The organism is Alistipes shahii WAL 8301 (assembly GCF_025145845.1).
Classification (GTDB): domain Bacteria; phylum Bacteroidota; class Bacteroidia; order Bacteroidales; family Rikenellaceae; genus Alistipes; species Alistipes shahii.
In genome coordinates, this window is the sequence record NZ_CP102253.1 from 1,983,449 (window position 1) to 2,004,102 (window position 20,654).

General features: G+C 58.8%; 16 protein-coding genes and 1 pseudogene. 3 read left to right on the forward strand and 14 right to left on the reverse strand.

Annotation, left to right across the window (positions count from 1 at the left end; all coding sequences use genetic code 11):
• The first annotated feature begins 161 nt into the window (after positions 1-161).
• Both NQ492_RS08495 and NQ492_RS08500 read left to right on the forward strand, forming a co-directional pair.
• Positions 162-1,475 (forward strand): MFS transporter, encoded by a 1,314-nt coding sequence (locus NQ492_RS08495; RefSeq protein WP_019149374.1) that lies wholly within the window; start codon positions 162-164, stop codon positions 1,473-1,475.
• 23 nt (positions 1,476-1,498) lie between these two features.
• Positions 1,499-2,179 carry an SGNH/GDSL hydrolase family protein gene (locus tag NQ492_RS08500; RefSeq protein ID WP_015547673.1) on the forward strand — a complete coding sequence of 227 codons (681 nt, stop codon included), beginning with the start codon at positions 1,499-1,501 and terminating at the stop codon, positions 2,177-2,179.
• A gap of 30 nt (positions 2,180-2,209) precedes the next feature.
• Here NQ492_RS08500 and NQ492_RS08505 read toward each other — a convergent pair whose 3' ends face one another.
• The 3 genes and pseudogenes from NQ492_RS08505 to NQ492_RS08515 form a co-directional block, all read right to left on the reverse strand.
• On the reverse strand, positions 2,210-3,610 hold the full coding sequence (locus NQ492_RS08505; protein ID WP_015547672.1) for a DUF5009 domain-containing protein: 1,401 nt from the start codon (positions 3,608-3,610) through the stop codon (positions 2,210-2,212).
• A 304-nt stretch (positions 3,611-3,914) separates the two neighbouring features.
• Positions 3,915-4,259 (reverse strand): annotated as a pseudogene (locus NQ492_RS08510) (reverse transcriptase/maturase family protein); the annotation flags it as partial.
• A 543-nt stretch (positions 4,260-4,802) separates the two neighbouring features.
• A complete protein-coding gene (locus NQ492_RS08515) occupies positions 4,803-5,090 on the reverse strand; it encodes a plasmid mobilization protein (RefSeq protein ID WP_118406431.1) in 288 nt (95 codons plus the stop codon).
• Positions 5,091-5,546: 456 nt separating this feature from the next.
• On the opposite strand from NQ492_RS08515, the gene NQ492_RS08520 reads away from it, so the two are divergent.
• Positions 5,547-6,065: a DUF3408 domain-containing protein gene (locus NQ492_RS08520; RefSeq protein WP_009596716.1), complete on the forward strand. Its 519-nt coding sequence runs from the start codon at positions 5,547-5,549 to the stop codon at positions 6,063-6,065.
• A 448-nt stretch (positions 6,066-6,513) separates the two neighbouring features.
• Here NQ492_RS08520 and NQ492_RS08525 read toward each other — a convergent pair whose 3' ends face one another.
• The 11 genes from NQ492_RS08525 to NQ492_RS08575 all read right to left on the reverse strand — a co-directional run bounded on the left by NQ492_RS08525 (position 6,514) and on the right by NQ492_RS08575 (position 20,652).
• Entirely contained in the window at positions 6,514-7,521 is a 1,008-nt protein-coding gene (locus NQ492_RS08525; RefSeq protein WP_259872887.1) for an IS110 family RNA-guided transposase, read from the reverse strand.
• Between the two features lie 353 nt (positions 7,522-7,874).
• Positions 7,875-9,032, reverse strand: a complete 1,158-nt coding sequence (locus tag NQ492_RS08530; RefSeq protein WP_259872888.1) for a site-specific integrase — start codon at positions 9,030-9,032, stop codon at positions 7,875-7,877.
• 559 nt (positions 9,033-9,591) lie between these two features.
• Positions 9,592-11,748, reverse strand: a complete 2,157-nt coding sequence (locus tag NQ492_RS08535) for an elongation factor G (RefSeq protein ID WP_015546534.1) — start codon at positions 11,746-11,748, stop codon at positions 9,592-9,594.
• Between the two features lie 128 nt (positions 11,749-11,876).
• Positions 11,877-12,557: an SGNH/GDSL hydrolase family protein gene (locus NQ492_RS08540; RefSeq protein WP_015546533.1), complete on the reverse strand. Its 681-nt coding sequence runs from the start codon at positions 12,555-12,557 to the stop codon at positions 11,877-11,879.
• A gap of 8 nt (positions 12,558-12,565) precedes the next feature.
• The gene (locus NQ492_RS08545) at positions 12,566-12,799 is read right to left on the reverse strand and encodes a hypothetical protein (protein ID WP_015546532.1); all 234 of its coding nucleotides are present in this window, start codon (positions 12,797-12,799) and stop codon (positions 12,566-12,568) included.
• Between the two features lie 105 nt (positions 12,800-12,904).
• Complete coding sequence (locus tag NQ492_RS08550; RefSeq protein WP_015546531.1) at positions 12,905-14,299, reverse strand: aminopeptidase P family protein; 1,395 nt, start codon at positions 14,297-14,299, stop codon at positions 12,905-12,907.
• A gap of 47 nt (positions 14,300-14,346) precedes the next feature.
• Positions 14,347-15,714 carry an MFS transporter gene (locus NQ492_RS08555; protein WP_015546530.1) on the reverse strand — a complete coding sequence of 456 codons (1,368 nt, stop codon included), beginning with the start codon at positions 15,712-15,714 and terminating at the stop codon, positions 14,347-14,349.
• Between the two features lie 240 nt (positions 15,715-15,954).
• Complete coding sequence (locus NQ492_RS08560) at positions 15,955-17,859, reverse strand: S9 family peptidase (RefSeq protein WP_231839951.1); 1,905 nt, start codon at positions 17,857-17,859, stop codon at positions 15,955-15,957.
• A 32-nt stretch (positions 17,860-17,891) separates the two neighbouring features.
• Positions 17,892-18,086: a hypothetical protein gene (locus NQ492_RS08565; protein ID WP_015546528.1), complete on the reverse strand. Its 195-nt coding sequence runs from the start codon at positions 18,084-18,086 to the stop codon at positions 17,892-17,894.
• A 172-nt stretch (positions 18,087-18,258) separates the two neighbouring features.
• Positions 18,259-19,389 carry an acyltransferase family protein gene (locus tag NQ492_RS08570; RefSeq protein WP_015546527.1) on the reverse strand — a complete coding sequence of 377 codons (1,131 nt, stop codon included), beginning with the start codon at positions 19,387-19,389 and terminating at the stop codon, positions 18,259-18,261.
• A gap of 12 nt (positions 19,390-19,401) precedes the next feature.
• Positions 19,402-20,652 (reverse strand): peptidase U32 family protein, encoded by a 1,251-nt coding sequence (locus NQ492_RS08575; RefSeq protein ID WP_015546526.1) that lies wholly within the window; start codon positions 20,650-20,652, stop codon positions 19,402-19,404.
• Between the last annotated feature and the right edge of the window lie 2 nt (positions 20,653-20,654).

A 20,654-nucleotide genomic window follows, 5' to 3' on the forward strand; every position in this document is an offset into this window, starting at 1 on the left:
TTTGCCGAACCGCCGGGAATCCGGTTTTGCACCCTTCCGCCTTTTTGTTATCTTTGCGGCAAATAAGCCGAAACCGGAGGGGAGGGCCGCCGCAGGGTCGTTTTCAACCGCTCCCGCCTCCGTCCGTAATGTCCGTGCCTAACTACTAAACGCAAAAACGCATGAAACCCGAAACCGTCCGGCGCCGCTCGCCGCTATCCTGGGTTCCGACCGTCTACTTCGCCATGGGACTGCCGTTCATCCTCGTGAACATGGTCTCCACGCTGATGTTCCGCGGTCTGGGCATCGACGATGCGCGCATCGCGCTGTGGACCTCGCTCATCATCCTGCCGTGGTCGCTCAAACCGATCTGGAGCCCCCTGATGGAGATGTTCCGCACCAAGAAATTCTGGGTCGTGTCGACCCAGCTCATCTCCGGACTGGGGCTGGCGCTGACGGCGCTGACGCTGCCCCTGCCCGACTTCTTTCCCTACGCCGTGGCGCTGATGGGCGTCATCGCCTTCAGCGGCGCCACGCACGACATCGCCACCGACGGGGTGTACATCACCGAACTCTCGAAGGACCAGCAGGCGCGGTTCATCGGCTGGCAGGGGGCGTTCTACAACATCGCCAAGGTGTTCGCCATGGGCGGGCTGGTCTATCTGGCCGGAGCGCTCAAAGAGCGGGTCGGGATCGTCGAGGCGTGGATGATCGTCATGGCGCTCTGCGGCGCGCTGCTCTTCCTGCTGGGAATCTACCACCTGCGGATGCTGCCTTCGGGCGGCGAAGCCACGGCCCATGCGGGGAGCGTCGGCGAGGCGCTGCGCGAGACGGGCGCCATCTTCCGCGGATTCTTCCGGAAAAGGTACATCGGCATCTACATCGCCTTCATCGTCTTCTACCGCTTCGCCGAGGGGCTGGTCATCAAGATCGTTCCGCTGTTTCTCAACGCCCCGCTCGACAATCAGGGTCTCGGCCTGACCGAACAGCAGATCGGCCTCTACTACGGCACGTTCGGCGTGATCGCATTCGTCGTGGGTTCGATCCTGGGCGGCTACTTCATCGCGTGGCTCAAACTGCGGCGGGCGCTGTTTCCGCTCATCACGATCTTCAACATCCCGTTCGTGGTCTACGCCCTGCTGGCCTGGTTCCAGCCCGCATCGCCCCTGCTGATCTGCGGCGGCATCGTCTTCGAATATTTCAGCTACGGATTCGGGTTCGTGGGCCTCACGCTCTTCATCATGCAGCAGGTGGCGCCCGGACCGCACAAAATGGCCCACTACGCCTTCGGTTCGTCGCTGGCCAATCTGGGCGTGATGCTGCCGGGCATGGCGAGCGGCTGGCTCTGCGACCAGGTCGGCTACCACCGCTTCTTCCTCTGGGCCCTCATGGCCACCATCCCCATATTCCTCATCGCATGGCGCATCCCCTTCGCCCATCCGGACACGGAGGAGGGAGCGGCCCAGGCCGTGGAAAAGGAACTGACCGACGAATAAATCACCGATAAACACCGTTAGACATGCTGAAAAATCTTATCATCACCCTCGCCGCCGCCCTCACCGCCGCGACGGCCGCCGCACAGGCCCCGGCCGACTGGGCCAACTTCGGACGTTTCGAAAAGGAGAACGCCGCGCTGGCGGAGCATCCGAAAGTCGTTCTGATGGGCAACTCGATCACCGAAGGGTGGATCGCCAAGCGTCCCGACTTCTTCGCCGAAAACGGCTACGCGAGCCGCGCGATCAGCGGACAGACCACTTCGCAGATGCTCGTGCGCTTCCGCGCCGACGTCGTGGAACTGCATCCGCAGGTCGCGGTGATCTGCGGCGGCACGAACGACCTGGCGCAAAACACGGGCTACATCTCGCTCGAGCACATTCTGGACAACATCCAGTCGATGGCCGAGCTGGCGCGCGCCAACGGCATCCGGCCCGTCCTCTGCTCGGTGCTCCCGGCCGGTGACTTCCCCTGGCGTCCGGGTTTGGAACCGGCGCAGAAGATCGTCCGGCTCAATGCGATGATCCGCGCCTACGCCGAACGGGAGGGCATCCCCTATGTGGATTACCATACGCCGATGGCGGCCGCGGACGGTTCGATGATCGCCGAATACACCTACGACGGCGTGCATCCCACCGAAGCGGGGTATCGGGTGATGGAGCGGATTCTGCCGCCCGTCGTCGAACGGGCGCTCTCCGACAAGTGACAGAACGGGGCTTCGGCCCCGTTTTTTTGGTCAGGTGCGCCAGAAGATTTTGCTCCGCGTGAAGGCCGCCGTGAAGAGCATCATCAACAGGGTGACGATCACCCCGCGCCCGACTCCCATCACGCAGCCGCACTGACCCCACAGCCACGGGAGCGCCACGGCCCGGTCCGCGAAGACGAGCAGCGGCACGACGACGTAACCCGCCGCCGTGTAAGCGATCATGGGGTTCTGCCCGCAAAGGACGAGCAGACCGCCCCGCGAACGGCCCTTTCGGAGCAGGACCGACGTGACCAGCAGCACGTGCGAAGCCATTCCGGCCGTGATGAAAAAGTAGCTCACCGTGGCGGGGTCCTTCTTCACGCCCTCTTCGAGCGATTCGAACGCAAGACCCAGCAGGAGCCAGAAAAATCCGGTCGTGAACAGTCGATAAAGCAGGGATTCGATCCCAGTGCGGGGCTTGCGCAGCAACATCCACGCCGCCGCGCCCAGCGCGAGCGTCAGCACCAGATTGAGCGTCAGCGTACGGGTGAAAAGCCCCCACATATTGACCGCAAGGAGCAGCGCTGTGAGCCCTGCGGCGGCGATCTGTCCGGAAAGCGCCGGACGCTCCTCCTGCTGCCCGCGCGCCAGCCAGCGGGCGAACAGATCGCCGGCCACGCTTCCCGGCAACACGATGCAGAGGTATTGCAGAAACTCCGTGCGGAAGAGCCACGGCACAGGCGAGAAGTTCCACACCGCCTCGTTCCACGACCCCGGAACCGCCGCGCCCAGCTTCAGGGCGGCAATCAGGGCGACGATGCCCATCCGCAGCCAGAGGTTGCGGCGCGTCAGCCACCAGATCAGCGAACCCGCGACGACCACGTCGGCGAGAATCAGGATGATGATGTCCGACCGCACGACGCTCACCCCGACGCCCAGCCACCGGTACACGCCCATAAGGACCGCGAGGACCGCAATGCCGCCGGCGTTGAGCCACCCGTTCTGCCGCGGGATGAAGCCGGGAATCCGCACGAACATCGCGAAAAAGGCGCCCCAGACCGTCATCGTCACAAGGGCGCTCACGACGGGACGCTGCAACACGGCGTCGAGCGTCCACAGCCCCGTGTTGCCGAGCGCAACGGCGAAAAAGGCGAGCAGCAGGCCCCGTTTGAGGATCGAGACGACGATCCGCCGGGGCGGGTCGCCGCGGTTCAGCCTGCGGCCCAGCGAGAGCGGAAAGGCCGCGCCCATCGAAAAGAGGAAAAAGGGGAAGACGAGGTCCACCCACGTAATTCCCGCCACCGACGCATCGAAGACGAACGACGGCGGCGGCAGCTGCGCGTGGAACAGCCACGCCGGCAGGTCGGGATTCCAGGCGATGTAACCCGAGAGGACCATCCCCACGATGGCAAGTCCCCGCAGGATGTCCACGGCATAGGCACGATTATTCATTCAGGCAGTTTCAGTTCAATAATTTTAACTCCAAACGCCTGTAAAAATAAGAAAAATCAACACCAACACCCACAAAAGCAAAAACTTTTACACTGTTAGTCCCCCAAATAAGGGCATATCTGAAAATTACACACTATTTTCATTGCATGGAATTCCCGGCTAAGAGGGTTTATGTGTGTTTTCCGGCGAGCAAGTGCGGCCTGCACCGGGTTGTTTCCCGGGATGGATTATCCGGCTGAAAGCCGGATATGGGAGTTCCGGCGAGCATGTTTTATGCATCGGAAAGAACGGGGCAAATGGATTGTACGAATGGTACTACCTCCTGCACCAGTTTGTCGTCGAAAGAGGGTACGCCGAGAGGTCGTGTCTTTCCGTTTTTCTTCGGGATGTGCACTCTTCTCGATGGCTGGGGAGAGTAGCTTTCGTCTTTCAACGAAAGGATCAGTTTCTCAATGCGGGAAAGGCTCATACGGTCGATGGTTTTCCCGTCTGCACCTTGTGTCATATTACCCGGCCTGGCATATATTCGCTGATAAGCCAGATAATACATTTCCTCATTGAAAAGAATACGATAAAGCCTCTCAAACCTGTATTCCGTGGTTTGACTATGCTTTGTCAGACTGTTTAATACTCTTGCGGGACTTCTCATAATGCCTCTCGCATTTTCCGTTAATCGTATTAATGAATATTAGCTGCCGCCCTTCGCCGTGTGCGAGGCTTTCCCTCGCTCGGACTACTACGGCGGCTCCGTTACCATGCCGGATATTCATAGACCTTCGTCCAATAGCCTTACGGCATTCCGGTTTAGGTAATCCCCGTTTACGATATAATAACTATGGCGCGACAGATTGTCGGATATGACGTCCGCCTTTTACTGCTTATTACAGTTGCGTCGTGATAAGTTCTTGCTCTCTGTACAACTACTACAATGAGTGTATCACGATATGACGAGTATAGTTACCTTAACGTCACAGTTTCGCTAGGTACCGCTCAGGCTGTCATTCAATCAATCCGGATTTTATCCTCATATCTGTCTTTCATCACCCCATTCAGTCGCAGTTCGGTAACTAACTGACTTATGGTTTACCCCGACATGCTACACTCCCTGTCCGGTTTCCCTTTCAGATAAGTCGGTTGATGATAGGTTATTTTCAAAGAACACTTACCTAATAGCTTGCCATCGCTATATTTATTATATCGCCTTGACGGGCACACAGTTATTCCCCAGCTTTTGAAATTGGAAATAAAAGTCATTCAGCCGGGCAATAAACTGCGTCTTCGACGGGTCGCGTTTGATGACGACAAACTCCTCGGCGAAGATTCTTTTGACGATAAAACGGCTCCGGTTATGCTCCGATCCCGCCTTATAAAGCATCTGCTTAAAGCGGATATTCTCCTCCGTGGTGAGTTTGAAATTATACCTGTGGACTCTGGGATCTGTCGTTGTCGGGCGTCCGATCCTCTTTTTTGAACTTGTCATATCGTAGGTTGTAAGGTGGCGTGACTCGGGAACGCCACCCGGCCTCGCAGAGCGAGCACCTTTCGTATGCCGAAAATTTTTTCGGCATACGAAGGTACAGCTCGCTCGCCTCAAGTGAGGCGAAAAATCCGCGGCGGAAAAATTTTCGAAAAATCTATGCCAAACCTCCGCTACGGCTTCCGAGGGTGGGTCGTTTCCCTCTGCAATATTACAACCATGCGGGCGCCAAAACAAACCCTCGGTACGGACTGGAGCGGTCTGGAGCGGACATCGGAACCGAGGTATTTCACCCAGTTGTATCTTGCAGCATGAAAGGTCGATTTTCTTATTGCGTTCATTATCCCGATATAAACTGCATGAAATAGAAAACGGTATTTTGAATGGTTTAACCCAATAAACCAGACATACATACTCTATGCTCGTATGGCTGACAATCAATCTCAAAAACGTTGCACCATGGATTCATTAAAGGAAAAAGACAACCCCGCACCCAATCCTGCTAAGCGTCCCCGTATCGAAGTCGACGAGGAACTGATGCGTCAGATGATCGCCGGACAAGCCCCTTTGGACTCGGAAGTCGTCCGCAGGATTCCCGAGCCGGAAGAGGAAGATACGAACGCTCTTGAGGAAAACACATCGGAAACGGTATCCGGAGCATCGGCACCGACTGCTGAGAAAACAGGCATAGACTCCACTGCGAGTACCGTAAAAGAACATTCCGGTTTCCGTCGGAAAAAGCTCACGCTACCGGATTTTGAACGCACGTTCTTCGCTCCGGTGGATTGCCGCAACCGCTCTGCGATCTATGTCAGTACCCGAACCAAGCACAAAGTATCGGAAATACTCCACCTGTTAGGGAATGAGAGTACAAGGCTTACGGCCTTGGTCGACAATATGCTGCGATTTGTCATGGACATTTACAGCGGTGAGCTGAATTATCTCCACGAGAAGAAGAACAACAGACGACCGTTTTGAACAGACAATGCGAATTATAACGGACAGCTGAACGAAACGTCGGGAGCGGTTGTTATGCCTATTGGGGTATATGACGTGCGTGTCGTGGATTATGGCTATTGGAGGGGCAGTCCGCAGGGTAGCGTCCGGGCCGCAGAAAGCCGCCTATTCCGACGGTAGAATTCTAAGATAAAACCAAATAAAAGCTGCAAAAAGTTTCATGCCCGGAAATTGTCATTTTTTGTCGTAGCGTTTAGCAAAATGATTCTGGTTATGGGATGCAAGGCCGCGAAGCGCTTGTATAGCCTTGCATCCCATAGTCAGAATCGTTAATTTGCGGAGTACGGAAATGACAATACATTAATTATGAGTAGGTTCGGCTCCCAATTAGACGGACTGTTCCGACAATAAGATTTTGAGATTTTGAATGATCTCAAAATCTTATCGAATGGCAGATATGTATGCCGGATTATATCTGCAACGCTACATATGGTGTTCCACGCCTTACGACGGCAAAGCATCTGGCGGCGATTTTGGCCCTCACAGCATTCAGGACGCTGAATTTATGTTTACCTTCAGCCGCTTTGCGTTCGTAATATGCCTTTAGTTGCGGATCACACCTGATGGCAATCAGTGCACTGCGGTTCAGTTGTACTTTAATGTCTCGATTCGCCATGCTCGATGTGTGGCATCCCCCGCGAACGCTTGTGCCGGAGCTATGTTCGAACGGAGCCAGCCCGCAATAGCAGGCAAACTTGCGGTGGTCTGTGATTTTGGTGAAATTAAGCGTCGAACAGAGCATCACAATGGCCGTGATCGGCCCTACACCTTTGATGCTGGTCAGCAGCTTGTAGTTCCGGCAAATGTTGCTGTCGGCGGCTATCAGTTCCTTCATTTCCCGTTCGATGGTTTTCATATGAATTTCTGCATACGCGATCTCCTCCTGGAGCATGGAACGTTGAATAGATACATCCGCGAATTTCTCTTTGTAGTCTAATTTTTCGAGCAACACCAGTTTCGCTACACGTTGTTTTGCCAGATGAGCCCTTAAGATCAGCCATGTGCGCAACTGACACAGCTCCTTCTCTGCAGGCAGATAAAGGGCTATCTTCCGATAGTGAGTGATCGCATACTCGGCGATACGCCGGGCATCCACTCTGTCTGTTTTGCCACGGGCAATACCCATCGAATACTTGATTACCAACGGCGAGATCAGTGAAAAATTGAAAGTCAGCGTCCTGTCGGAAGCACAAACCGCCATCTCGGATATGTAGCTCCCCATATCCTCGGCGCAGAAAATCACATCGTCGAGCCGAATACCATGCCGCTTCTCAACCCAGTGCAGACACGAGCAGATCCCTTTTCGGGAGTTGGCGAATTTGCGGTGAGCCATCTCGTTTGCATCCTCGAAGGCGACCAAAGACGCATCGAAAGTCTCTTTCGACACATCCAGACCCACATAATACAAATAGTGCATAACTTGTTAGTTTTGTGAGAGTCGTATGCTATCACATGTACCAGGTCTTCAAACCTACAATTCTAAACAGCCATTCTCTCAGGTTAATGGAATCGCAGTCCAAATCTACCGCCAAGCCTCAAAGCTTACGTCCAGCCCCGGTTCACTGCGACTCCATATCAAAATAACCTGTGATTACATCACGCTGCAAATCTACATGCGTTCAGCAAAACGCCGGGGATGGAAATACGCAAGGCTCGCCCCTCGGGCGATTCGCATGGCCTTGCGGATTTCCATCTCCGGCGTTTAATTCCCTGCCGGCGGAAATAAATTCCGAAGATATTAGATATGCGCTATTCCGGGATCGCGCCGGGTTACTGTGCGACCTTGAAGACGCTGCTGAGTTTCTCGCTCAATGCCTTCATATCCTGTCCGATCTTGTCATTGGTGATTTTAGCGTAGATTTGGGTCGTGGTGATCCGCTTGTGCCCCAGCATCTTGCTGACCGTTTCCAGAGGCACGCCTTGCGTAAGCGTGACCGTCGTGGCAAAGGTATGCCGGGCCATGTGGATCGTCGGGTTGAATGACAGACCGGCGTGTCTGGCAACATGCCGTAATGACATGTTCAACGTATTATAGGTGCCTTTGAGCGGGAAGACCCGGTCTCCCGAGAGATGCATGTCCTTATAACGGTCGTAGAGCATTGCGGCGACGGGAAGCAGTTTGACCCGGAACTGCGTACCCGTTTTCTGGCGCCTGTCGATAATCCACCGATCCCCGTTATCGTCCGTATAAATATCTGCGTGGGTAAGTTTCACCACGTCCGCATGGCTCAGGCCTGTAAAGGCACAGAAGACGAAGGCATCCCGGTTGATGCCCGTCCGGTAATTGGGCAGTCGGACGTCCATGACGGCCTGCAATTCCGAAGCCGAGAGGTAACGCCGTTCCGAGTACTCCGGCCTCACGTAGAAACCTGCGAAAGGATCGGCGGCAATCCAGCCGTTCTTATACGCCGTATAGGTCATCAGCTTCAGTTTTTTGAGCGTAGAATGGATCGTCCCGGAACGCATCCCTTGTACTGAGGAGAGGTAGACCACAAACTTTTCGATAAACTCCCGCTTCAGTTCTTTGAACGCAATATCCTTGACATGATATTCGTATTCGAGGAAGGAGGCAAGACGGCGGCGGCGTTTGCAGTAGTCCTCATAGCTGGAATAGGCGCGGTCTTTGCCCACACGTTTGAGAAAGCCTGCGAGGTATTCGTCGAAAGTCTGTAACAGCAGGCGGCAGTCGTCCCCCATACCCAGAAAGGCGTTACGGACTTTTTCGGCCGTAACATACGAATCCCGGTCGCAGAGACGCTGGTACTGCTTGCCGATATTGGTCTTGATATTCTCCAGCTTCTCGTTGATGCGCTGCGATTCGAGGCTTCTGCCTGCGGCTTTGTTCGCTTTGGCATCCCAGAGAGAAGAACGGACGGTGAGTTTGCAGCTGAACTGCGACATCGTACCGTTGATCGTGATACGACCCATGACGGGAACCTGACCCGATTCTCGGACTGCCTCTTCACATAGAAAAGGACTTTGAAAGTGCTGCGTTGCATGATAACCTGAACTTTGTGGTTTTGTTAAACGTTAAGTCAAGTTATTTGTTATGCGGAAATCCGATGCAACAAACTGAAAACAAACGCCTTAATGCAAACAAAAGCATTTCGGGCAGGTAACGGATAAGTAACAAAACTCACCGTCAAACCTGCCCGATTCTGCTTTTTTATTGCTTGGAGCATATGCAGAATAGAGAATTAAATACTTGCAAACAAGATATTTACTCTTTCCTGCACTTCTCTTTACCTACAAATACCGAACCTTGTTGGTCCGCCGCTTTTGCATTATCGGGCGCAGCGCCGGATGGCGACATCCGAAGCCTGTGTGCCGCCTCCGGACCCGGCTCTTTGCGGGGGGCGTGGAACCGGACGGTACGCGGAGGGCCTGCTGCGGTCCCTGAAGCCGGTCTTTTAAGCGGGGCCGGGCGCAGAATGGGCTGTGCCGTTCCGACTGGCCTCTCGCCTCCTGAAGCCCGGCCTTTGCCGGGTTATTCGTCGTCGGTGTCGGTGTAGGCCTTGAGCAGTTTTTCCTGCACGTCGGCGGGAACCTGCTCGTAGCTGCCGAATTTCATCGAGTAGGTGGCCGAACCCGACGTCAGCGACGAAAGGGTCGTCGAGTAGCGGTACAGTTCAGCCAGCGGAACCAGCGCGTTCAGCCGGTCGAATCCCTTGTCCGACTCCATGCCGGCGATCATCGCGCGGCGGTTCTGGAGATCCGACATCACGGCGCCCATGTATTCGCTCGGCACGAGCACCTCGACGCTGTATATCGGCTCCATGATCTTGGGCCCCGCGTTGCGGAAAGCCTCCTTGAAGGCGTTGCGGGCCGCCAGCTTGAACGAAATTTCGTTCGAATCCACCGGGTGCATCTTGCCGTCGTAGATCACCACGCGGATGTCGCGGGCGTACGATCCGGTCAGCGGGCCTTCGTCCATCTTCTCCATGATACCTTTCAGGATGGCGGGCATGAAGCGCGCGTCGATGGCGCCGCCCACGATCGCCGAGTAGAATTGCAGTTTGCCGCCCCACGGCAGGTCGTATTCCTCCTTGGTCTTGGGGTTCAGCACCATGTCGCCCTTGCCGGGTACCTTGTAGTTCTTCGGTTCGCCGATGCCCTCGTAATAGGGTTCGATGATCATGTGCACCTCGCCGAACTGGCCTGCGCCGCCCGACTGCTTCTTGTGGCGGTAGTCGGCCTGCGCGACCTTGGTGATGGTTTCGCGGTAGGGAATCTTCGGCGCGATGTATTCGTAGGCGAGTTTGTTCTCCTTCTCGATGCGCGAGCGCAGGATGTTCAGGTGGTGTTCGCCCTGACCCTGGATGATGGTCTGCTTCAACTCTTTGGAGTATTCGACCAGAATGGTCGGGTCTTCGAATTTGGCGTCGTTGAGCACCTTGCCCAGTTTCTCTTCGTCGGCCTGGTCCTTGCATTTGATGGCGGCGCGGTAGCGCGGTTCGGGGAAGGCGATCGGCTCGACGGTCACGGGAGCCGACGGGGCCGAAAGCGTGTCGTTCGTCCGCGTGCCCTTCAGCTTCACCGTGCAGCCGATGTCGCCGGCCATGAGTTCCGTGACCTTGATCCGGTTCTTGCCCGCCACGGCGAACAGCTGCGAGAGTTTTTCCTTGTTTCCGGTGCGGGTGTTCACCAGCTCCGCTCCCTCGGCGATCCTGCCTCGGATGACGCGGAAATAGGTGATCTCGCCGATATGCTGTTCCACCTGGCTCTTGAAGACGAATGCCACGGCGGGTGCGGTCTCGTCGGCCGTGATCTCCTCGCCTTCGGTCGAAAGGAATGCCGGGGCTTTCTGCGGACCGGGCGCCACGTTGATGATGAACTCCATCAGACGCTTGGTGCCGATGTCGCGTTTGCCCGAGGTGCAGAAGATGGGCATCACTTCGCGTTTCGAGACGCCGATCTTCAGGCCCGAGCGGATGTCGTCCTGCGTGAGCGTGCCTTTGTCGAAGTAGAGTTCCATCAGCGCCTCGTCGTGTTCGGCGGCCATCTCGACCAGCTCCTTGTTCAGCTCCTGGGCCTTTTCAAGCTCTTCGGCCGGAATTTCCAGCTCCTCGCGGTGGCCGTCGTTGTCCTTGAAGCGGTACATCTTCATCAGCAGTACGTCGATGAAGGCGTTGAACTCCGGACCCTGGTTGACGGGATACTGCACGATGACGGGTTTCACGCGCGACGAAGCCCGGATCGACTCGACCGTGGCCTCGAAGCTGGCCTTCTCGGCGTCCAGCTGGTTCACCACGCCGATCACGGGTTTTTGCAGCAGCCGGGCGTAGCGGGCCTGAATCTCGCTGCCCACCTCCCAGCCGTTCTGGGCGTTGAACAGGAAGACGCCCACGTCTCCGACCTTGAAGGCCGAGAAGAGGCTTCCGCAGAAGTCGTCCGAGCCGGGGCAGTCGATGATGTTCAACTTGCGGTCCATGAATTCGGTGAAGAGGATCGTCGAATAGATCGAGCGTTTGTATTCGTGCTCGATATCCGTGTTGTCCGAGAGCGTGTTGTTCGCCTCGATACTACCCCTGCGGTCGATGACCTTACCCTCGAAGGCCATCGCTTCGGCAAGGGTAGTTTTACCCGTGCCGGGCGCGCCGATGAGTACGATGTTCTTGATCTCTTTAGCTGAATAATTTTTCATATTCTCGTATGGTTTTAAGGTTTTTCGGTTAGCCGACTATAAATATACAAATTATTCGTGAAAAACAACTTCGGGAATGAAAAAATCGCCCCATGAGGGCGATTTTTCGGTCTGTCGGAACCGCGGATTCACTTTGCGGCCGCGGGACAGTAGTGCGCCAGCGCGGGCAGAACGATCCGCTCCATGACGTCGTATCCTTCGGGCGTGGGATGCACGCCGTCTTTGGTGTACTCGCTGCGCATCGAGCCGTCTCCGGCGTCCATCGCCGTGTAATAGTCGACCCAGATCAGCCCGCGGTCGGAGGCGTACCGGTGCAGCCGTGCGTTCAGGTCCCGGATTTTTTCGGGAACCGACTCGATCTCGGTCCTCCAGGGGTATTTTCCGGCCGGGAGCACGGAGCAGATGATCGGCCGGATGCCTGCGGCCATTGCCAGCTCGGCCATCGAGATGATGTTTTCGACGATGTGCTGGGTGGCGATCGGCCCGTTGTTTTGCGCCAGGTCGTTCGTCCCGGCGAGGATCACCACCGCCTGCGGATGGAGGTTGATCACGTCGGCCCGGAAGCGGCAGAGCATCTGGCCGGTGACCTGCCCGCCGATTCCGCGGCAGGCGAAATTGTTCGCCGTGAAGAATTCGGGATGGGCGTTGTCCCATCCGTCGGTGATCGAGTTGCCCATGAACACCACCGCGGGCGGGGTCGTGAGCTGCGCATTGGCTTCGGCATAGCGGCCGTAGTTGGCCCAGTCGCGCTGTTGGGCCGTCAGCAGGGCCGGAAGTGCGAGCGCGATCAGCAGAATCAGTTTTTTCATGGAGGTCGTTACTTTTTTTGAGCTTGGGTGATGTTGCGTGCGTTGCGTTCGTCGTCGCTGCGGCGGCGTTTGCCTCCGAAACGGCCGAAGAGCCATCCCGCCGCGAAGGCGGCCAGCAGGAGAATGATGTCCACGAAGACGCTCGCCAGCCACCGTTGGATGGCCGGAGCGAAATTCCAGAGCAGCAGGAAGACGATCAGGATGCCCAGCAGGCCCAGGCCGATTGTCCATTTTTTGTCCATAGTCGTATTATTGAGATTATTCTTTTTCCGCTCCGGCTAAAAGCCGGGTTTTAAAGAGGACCGAAGCGCAGTACAGGCTCCGATATGCAATTCCTGCCGTCGCCCCTAAAAAAGGCTTTTTAAGCCTTCCAGTTCTTCGACTGTGACGGGGATTTTCCGGTCGCCGATGATGCGGCTGCCCGACTCCGTCACGAGGATGTCGTCCTCGATGCGGATGCCGCCGAAATCGCGGTAGGCCTCCAGCGCGTCGTAGTCGACGATGCCCTTGTATTTCCCTTCGGCGCGGCACTTGTCGATCAGCGCGGGGATGAAGTAGAGACCCGGTTCGTCGGTCATCACGGTCCCCGGTTCGATCCGCCACGCCGCGCGGTAGACGCAGGTTCCCGACTCGGCGGCCCGTTCGGCGATCGAACCGTAGTCGAACGACCTCTCGCCCATCGCCTCGCAGTCGTGCACGTCCATGCCCAGTCCGTGGCCCAGTCCGTGGGGCATGAACATCGTCATGGCTCCTGCGGCCACGGCGTCGGCGGCCGGGCCTTTCAGCAGGCCCAGTCCGACAAGCCCTTCGGCGAGGGTCATGTAGGCGGCGTTGTGCACCTCGGTGTACATCATGTGGGGCTTCACGATGCGCGCCACGTGGTCGTGCGCCGCCAGTACGATGTTGTAAATGTCTTTTTGCTTTTGAGTGAAGCGTCCGCTCACGGGATAGGTGCGCGTGTGGTCCGAGCAGTAGCCTTCGACGGTTTCGCCGCCGGCGTCGCACAGCAGCAGCCGGCCCTCCTCCAGCACGCCGTCGGCGTTGAGGTTGTGGAGCGTCTCGCCGTGCTGCGACACGATCGACGGGAACGACACGCCCTGTCCCTGCGATTTGGCGACGCCTTCGATGGCTCCCGCGATCTGGCGTTCGACGACGCCCGGGCGGCACATCCGCATGGCCGTCGTGTGCATCTCGTAGCCGATCCGGAAGGCGCGTTCCATCTCCTCGACCTCTTCGGCGCTCTTCTTCTCGCGCATCTCCGCCACGGCGAACATCAGGTCCACCGACTTGTAGTCGTGCAGCAGCGCGGGTTTGATGCCCAGCAGCGCCGACAGCTGGAGCTTGGTCTCCCCGCGGTAGGGCGGCAGGTAGTGGACCCTGCGGCCCAGGGAGATCGCCCTGCGCAGCCGTTTTTCAAGCTCCGCCATCGGGAACGTCGCCGTGACGCCCGCTCCGGCGCCCATTTCGCGCAGCGTGGGCTGCGGTCCGGTCCAGATGATGTCCTCGACGGTGAAATCGTCGCCGTACAGCGCCTCTTCGCCCGTGTCGGCGTCGATCACGCCGACGACCGACGGCACGTTCAGCCCGAAATAGTAGCGGAACGAGGAGTCCTGCCGGAAGTAGTAGGCGTTGTTGGGATAATTGTTCGGCGAGAGCGAATTGCCCGGGAGCAGGATGATGCCGCTTCCGATCTTCGTGCGCAGCTCGTGGCGGCGCGCGGTATAGGTTTTTGCTGAAAACATAGTGTTGCTGTTTTCAGCAAATATACGAAAAACTAATTTTTAATTCTTCATTTTTCATTTTTAATTCTCTTCAGCCCTTCGGGCAGGGGCAGGCGGATGCGCGCGAGGCTGACGGCGGCCCCCGCGACGGCGAATCCGCCCGCCAGCAGCAGGGCCGTGTGGGTGCTGTTTTCGGGCACGACGTGGAACAGCAGGGCCATCAGCGCGGCGCCGGTCGTTTGTCCCGCGAGGCGTGCGGTGGCCAGCATGCCGCTCGCCGAACCGCTTCGTTCGGGCGGGGCCGAGGCGATCAGGATGCTGTTGTTGGGCGATTGGAACAGTCCGAATCCCGCGCCGCAGAGCACCAGCCGCCAGATGATGTCGAAATCGGTCGGATGCTCCGGCAGGAAGGCCAGCAGGAACAGTCCCGCGGCCATCATCGTAAGCCCCGTGCCGCCCAGCAGCCCGGCGTGAATGCGCTCGACGAGCAGCCCGGCCGCCGGGGCCACGACCATGATCACGGCGGGCCAGGCCGTCAGCAGCAGTCCCGTCTCGACGTCGTTGTAGCCGCAGGCCTGTTGCAGGTAGAAGGGCAGCGCCACCATGGCGAGCATCTGCCCGAGGAACGAGCAGACCGACGTTGCGACCGAGACCGAGAAGATCGGGATGCGCAGCAGGTCGAACGGCAGGATCGGATACGGTTCGCGCAGCTGGCCGCGGATGAAGAAGAAGCCGACGACGATGAGCGCCGCGACGCCCAGCGAGAGCACGCGCGGGTCCAGCCCGTGGGAGAAACCCTCGACCGAGGCCATCATCAGTCCGAACGTCAGGGCGTTCATCACTGCGTCGCGCCAGTCGAAGCGGTGTTCGCGCACCCGTACGGGATTCTCCGGCAGGAACCGGCGGCTGAGCGCCAGGGCGGCCAGCCCTATCGGGACGTTCACGGCGAACAGCCACGGCCAGTCGGCCGCGGAGAGGATGCCCGCCGCCAGCGTCGGCCCGGCCACCGACGAGGTGGCGACCACCGTGGCGTTGACGCCCATGCCGCGTCCCAGCCGGGCCTTGGGGTAGATGAAGCGGATCAGCGAGGTGTTGACCGAGGTGATGGCCGCGGCTCCGAACCCCTGCATGACGCGCGCCAGCACGAGGGCCTGGAGCGACCCGGAGAGCGAACAGCCCACCGACGCCACCGTGAAGAGCATCAGCCCGCCGATGTAGACCTTGCGGTAACCCACCACGTCGCCCAGCGCCGAGAGGGAGAGCAGCGAGACCATGATGGCCAGCTGGTAGGCGTTGACGATCCAGATCGAATCGGCCGCCGAGATGCCCAGCTGCTGCCCGATGGTGGGCAGGGCGACGTTGGCGACGGTCCCGTCGATCACCGAGAGCGATACGCCGAAGGCCACGGCCAGAATGGCTCCGAGCCGTTGGGGCATGGGCAGTCCGTCCGCAGGACGCTGGGGTATGTGGGGCGCGGCGTGCATTGCGACAGCAAAAGTAGGGATTTTTCCGGGCTTTTCCGGCAAAAGGCCCGGAAATTCCGGGCCTTCGTCGCACAACTGTCATATGGGCTTTTCCGTCGCGGCGGCCGGTAAGAGAGCCGTCTTCCGGGTCGGCCCGGGTTTGAACTTTTTATTTTGAATGGTTGTGGTTCACAGATTCTGTTTCCGCTGCCTTTACCGGCGGCAGCTTTCGGGGACGATGTCGCCCTCGGGCCGGACGCCCTTGAGGTGCTTGCCGAAGAACTTCTCCATGGCGCGGTAGAAGTCGAAGCGGTTCTCCTCGTTGTGGAATCCGTGGCCTTCGTTGTCCTTGACCATGTAGTCCACCTCCACGCCGCGTGCGCGCAGCGCCTCGACCATCTGGTTGCTCTCGTTGATGTTCACGCGGGGGTCGTTGGCGCCCTGAACCACCAGCAGCGGGGTCTTGATCCGCCCGGCGTTGAGCGCCGGGGAGTTTTCGCGCAGCATTTCCTGCTGCGTTTCGGGATTGCCGACCATTTCGTACATCTGGTCGAGCAGCGGCTTCCAGTAGGGAGGAATGGTGTTCAGGAACGAGAAGAGGTTCGAGACGCCTACATAGTCGATGGCGCAGGCGTAGAGGTCGGGGTCTTTGACGATGCCTTGCAGCGTGGCGTAACCGCCGTACGAGCCGCCGTAGATGGCGATCCGGGCGGGATCGGCGATGCCTTTCCCGATCAGCCAGTTCACGCCGTCGGTGATGTCGTCCTGCATCTCCTGCCCCCACTTGCCGAAGGCGATCTCCGTGAAGCGGCGGCCGAAGCCCGTCGAGCCGCGGAAGTTCATCTGCAATACGGCGTAGCCGCGGTTGGCCAGGAACTGCGCCTCGGGGTTGAAGCCCCACGAGTCGCGCGCCCACGGACCTCCGTGGGGATTCACCACCACGGGCAGGTTTTTGGCGTTGCGCAGGGTCTTGCCCACGGGCAGCGTGAGGTAACCCTCGATGCGCTCGCCGTCGCGCGCGGTGTATTCGATGGGGAGCATTTCGGCCATCTCCTCCTGTTTGATCCACGGACGCAGGTCGGCCAGTTTGGTCATCGTGTCGGTGGCGACATCGTAGATGTAGTAGGCGCCCGCCGTGCGGTCGCTGCCGGCGTAGACGATGTATTTGTCCTCGGCCTTGTCCGAACCGACGATGCCCAGTTCGTAGCCGCGCAGGTGGCGCTCCATGCGGCCGAACAGCTCGCCGGCCTCACGGTCGAAGAAGTGGCGCGTCGTCCCCTTGTGTCCTTCGTACGATACGCCGAGCAGTTTTTTCTCCTTTTCGCTGTACCAGACGCCCGCCAGGTCGTAGGTGTCGTTCGTATAGAGCACCTCTTTCTCCTCGCACGTCGCGGGGTCCATCAGCACGAGGGCGTCCTTGTCGCGTCCGAGGTTGGTGATGGCGTATACCATCCTGTTGTCGGGGGTGAACGTCGCGAAGCTGACCCCCTCCTTGAAATTGGTCGTCAGCACGGGGCGGAACTCTTCGGCCTCGCTCTCGCGGTAGCGGATCTGGGTGTTGACGCCGTCGACGACGGCGTAGGCCACGCGCAGCTTGCCGTCGTGGTCGGTCTGCCAGCCCTGCACGTCGCCGGGATTCTCGCAGAGCAGGGTTTTCTCCCCGGTGTTGAGGTTCAAACGATAGGGGTCGAATATCTGCGGGTTGCGCTCGTTCGTGCCGATGATCATCAGCGAGTCGATCTCCTCCAGCGGGTCGATGATCGTGGTCCGCACGCCCGGGACGGCGGTGTAGGCCTTCGGGTCCGTGCCGTCGATGTTGACGCCGTAGAGCTGGAAATTCTCGTCGCCGCCCGTGTCCTTGAGGTAGAGGATGCGGCTGTCGTTGGCCCAGAAGTATCCGGCCAGGTCGCGTTCTCTCTCCGAGGTGATGCGCACGGCCTCGTCCGACCCGACCTGCTGTACGAAGATGTTGCGGCGGCTCTCCCAGGGGGCCATGTAGGAGAAGTATTTTCCGTCGGGCGAAATCTGGTAGTCCGACTTTTCCGAGTTGCGGAAGAAGGTCTCCATCGGCAGCTCGGGGGCTGTTTTCGGGGTGCAGGCGACGGCCGTGGCGGCCATTGCGGCGATGATCAGGAGTTTTTTCATGGGATTTATTCGTTTGAGTTCTCTTCTTGTTTTCCGGTTTTGCGCCAGATGTTCGTCAGGCAGAGGAGCAGGACGATCGCGATCGGCAGGTTGAACCCGTGCGGCGACTGGGGGAACATCAGATGTGTGGCGACCTTCACGGCGAAAGCCGCGACGACGAGAAAAACGGTCAGAATGCGGATGACTTTTTCGATTTCCATGGGATGTCTTTTTTGTTTTCGACACTGCAAACATACGAAACAATTTTTGAAAAACAAATAATATTTATTGAAATTCGATAAATAATTTTCGATAGTTGGCCGTTTTCGGTTTTCGTGTCACGAAAAAAGGCGCACCTTTCGGATGCGCCTTCCCGTCATTGGGGGGGGACGGTCAGATCTTGAGGTATATCTTTTTCCGGTCGAGGAACCACAGCAGCAGCCAGCAGACGGCGACGTACCCCGCCGAGAGAACCACGGCGGCCGCCTCGGGCGAGAGTTTCGAAGCCAGCCCGCCGAAGAAGAACTCCGAGGTGTAGCTCACGCGGACGATCCGCTGGACCATGTAAATCGTGATCGAATTGACGCCGATGACCTTGAAGAAATAGGTCCACCGCCGCCATTGGCACACATCTATTATATAATAGAACAGCGCGAACATGCCCAGCGAGTAGGCTCCGGCGGCGAATACGAAGGCCGGAGTCCAGAGCTTCTTGTTGATCGGCTGTAACGGGTCGAGGCAGAGCGCCAGCGCCAGCAGCGCGACCGCCCCGGCGGCCATCCAGAGCGTCTTGCGGCTGCCGGAGGTCCGCTCTTCGGAGCGGCGGACGAACTCGCCCGTGAACATGCCCAGCATGGCCGTCACGATGGCCGGGAGGGTGCTCAACAGCCCTTCGGGGTCGAATCCCCTGCCGCCCAGCAGGTGCGAGGGCATGACGATTCGGTCGACGTAGCCCACGATATTGCCTTCGAGGGTCAGCGGCCCGGCCCCTCCGGCGTCGGGCGCGGCGACGAATTGCAGCAGCAGTCCGTAGCCGAGGAGGATCGCGGCGGCGATGACGGCGCGCGTGCGCACGTTGAAATTGACGAACAGCAGCGCCGCGAACATCCACGCCAGACCGATCCGGCCCAGCACGCTCGGCAGGCGCAGCGTGGCGAAGTCGAGCTTGAACAGTCCGCTGTAAACGAATCCCAGCGCCACGAGGGTCAGGCCGCGGCGGATGACTTTCAGGTAGATGCTTCGTTCGCTCATCCCTTTTTCGCGCTGTTTGGCGAGCGAGAAGGGGAACGAGATGCCCGCGATGAAGAGGAACAGCGGGAAGATGGTGTCGTGGTGGAAGAATCCGTTCCAGTCGGCGTGACCCATCTGGGCGGTCATCCAGTCGGAAAATTCTCCGGGACAGAGCTTGCACAGGGCTGTTACCAGTCCTGCGAATCCCATGATGAAGAGCATGTCGAAGCCCCGCAGGGCGTCGAGCGAAAGAAGCCGCTGCGAAGCGGCCGGTTGGGTCGGTTGAGGTTTCATCGGTATCGGGTTTCAGGTTGTTTCGGCGGGGACGAATTTGTAGAGCTGGTCGCCGCGGCGGACGACGCCGGGCGTGCGGATGGCGCAGAGTTCCCCCTGGGCGACCGACTCTGCCGGCTGTCCGTCGGGTCCGTGCAGTTCGGTGAGCGTCTGTTCGGCGACGCCCGTGGTCGCGCCGAGAAAGAAGATCGGTTCCCCGACAGCGAGCGGAGCCGCTTCGACCGACACCTCGGCTACCGAGAGCTTTCGGTAAAAGTTCGTCACCTTTCCCACATACACTTTGCGTTGGGTGGCCGACGATCCGTAGGCGGGGCTGTGCTCCACGACGGGGCGTCCGGCGTAGTAGCCTTCCCAGAAACCGCGGTTGAAAACCGTGCGGAGCCGCTCTTTCAGCTCCGCAGTTAAAGCGGGAGTGTAGGTCCCGGACTCCATCGCCTTGAGCGCCTGGTCGTAACACTCCACCACGCGTTTCACGTACTCCGCGCCGCGGGCGCGTCCCTCGATCTTCAGCACCCGGACCCCCGCGGCGATCATTTTGTCGAGGAAGTCGATGGTGCATAGGTCTTTGGGCGACAGGACGTAGCGTCCGTCGATGTCCAGCTGCGCGCCCGTCTCCTTGTCCGTGACGGTGTATTTGCGGCGGCACAGCTGGCGGCAGGCGCCGCGGTTGGCCGAGCAGTTGGTTTCGTAGAGCGAAAGGTAGCATTTGCCCGAGACGGACATGCACAGCGCGCCGTGGGCGAACATCTCGATCTCGACCAGTTCGCCCCGCGGGCCGCGGATGTCGTCCTCGACGATCCGGCGGCGGATCGCCGCCACCTGCTCCAGCGACAGTTCGCGCGCCAGCACCACCGTGTCGGCCCACTGGGCGTAGAAGCGCACCGCCTCGGAGTTCGAGATGTTGCTCTGGGTCGAGATGTGCACCTCCTGCCCGATCCGGCGGGCGTAAAGGATCGCCGCCATGTCCGAGGCGATCACGGCGTCGACACCCTCCTTTTTGGCGCGGTCGATCACGGCGTGCACGTCGGCGATCTCGTCTTCGTAGACGATCGTGTTGACCGTCAGGTAGGTCTTCACCCCGGCCTTGCGGGCCGAGGCGACGATCCGTCCCAGGTCGTCGAGCGTGAAGTTGGCCGCCGAGGCCGAACGCATGTTGAGTTTCCCGACGCCGAAATAGACGGCGTCGGCCCCGGCCCGGATGGCGGCCGCGAGCGATTCGTAACTCCCGACGGGAGCCATTATTTCAATGTCGGAGCGTTTCATCG

Coding starts and splice junctions, on each gene's coding strand:
- NQ492_RS08495 (WP_019149374.1), top strand. CDS start 162: ATGAAACCCGAAACCGTCCGGCGCCGCTCGCCGCTATCCTGGGTTCCG.
- NQ492_RS08500 (WP_015547673.1), top strand. CDS start 1,499: ATGCTGAAAAATCTTATCATCACCCTCGCCGCCGCCCTCACCGCCGCG.
- NQ492_RS08505 (WP_015547672.1), bottom strand. CDS start 3,610: ATGAATAATCGTGCCTATGCCGTGGACATCCTGCGGGGACTTGCCATC.
- NQ492_RS08515 (WP_118406431.1), bottom strand. CDS start 5,090: ATGACAAGTTCAAAAAAGAGGATCGGACGCCCGACAACGACAGATCCC.
- NQ492_RS08520 (WP_009596716.1), top strand. CDS start 5,547: ATGGATTCATTAAAGGAAAAAGACAACCCCGCACCCAATCCTGCTAAG.
- NQ492_RS08525 (WP_259872887.1), bottom strand. CDS start 7,521: ATGCACTATTTGTATTATGTGGGTCTGGATGTGTCGAAAGAGACTTTC.
- NQ492_RS08530 (WP_259872888.1), bottom strand. CDS start 9,032: ATGGGTCGTATCACGATCAACGGTACGATGTCGCAGTTCAGCTGCAAA.
- NQ492_RS08535 (WP_015546534.1), bottom strand. CDS start 11,748: ATGAAAAATTATTCAGCTAAAGAGATCAAGAACATCGTACTCATCGGC.
- NQ492_RS08540 (WP_015546533.1), bottom strand. CDS start 12,557: ATGAAAAAACTGATTCTGCTGATCGCGCTCGCACTTCCGGCCCTGCTG.
- NQ492_RS08545 (WP_015546532.1), bottom strand. CDS start 12,799: ATGGACAAAAAATGGACAATCGGCCTGGGCCTGCTGGGCATCCTGATC.
- NQ492_RS08550 (WP_015546531.1), bottom strand. CDS start 14,299: ATGTTTTCAGCAAAAACCTATACCGCGCGCCGCCACGAGCTGCGCACG.
- NQ492_RS08555 (WP_015546530.1), bottom strand. CDS start 15,714: ATGCCCCAACGGCTCGGAGCCATTCTGGCCGTGGCCTTCGGCGTATCG.
- NQ492_RS08560 (WP_231839951.1), bottom strand. CDS start 17,859: ATGGCCGCCACGGCCGTCGCCTGCACCCCGAAAACAGCCCCCGAGCTG.
- NQ492_RS08565 (WP_015546528.1), bottom strand. CDS start 18,086: ATGGAAATCGAAAAAGTCATCCGCATTCTGACCGTTTTTCTCGTCGTC.
- NQ492_RS08570 (WP_015546527.1), bottom strand. CDS start 19,389: ATGAAACCTCAACCGACCCAACCGGCCGCTTCGCAGCGGCTTCTTTCG.
- NQ492_RS08575 (WP_015546526.1), bottom strand. CDS start 20,652: ATGAAACGCTCCGACATTGAAATAATGGCTCCCGTCGGGAGTTACGAA.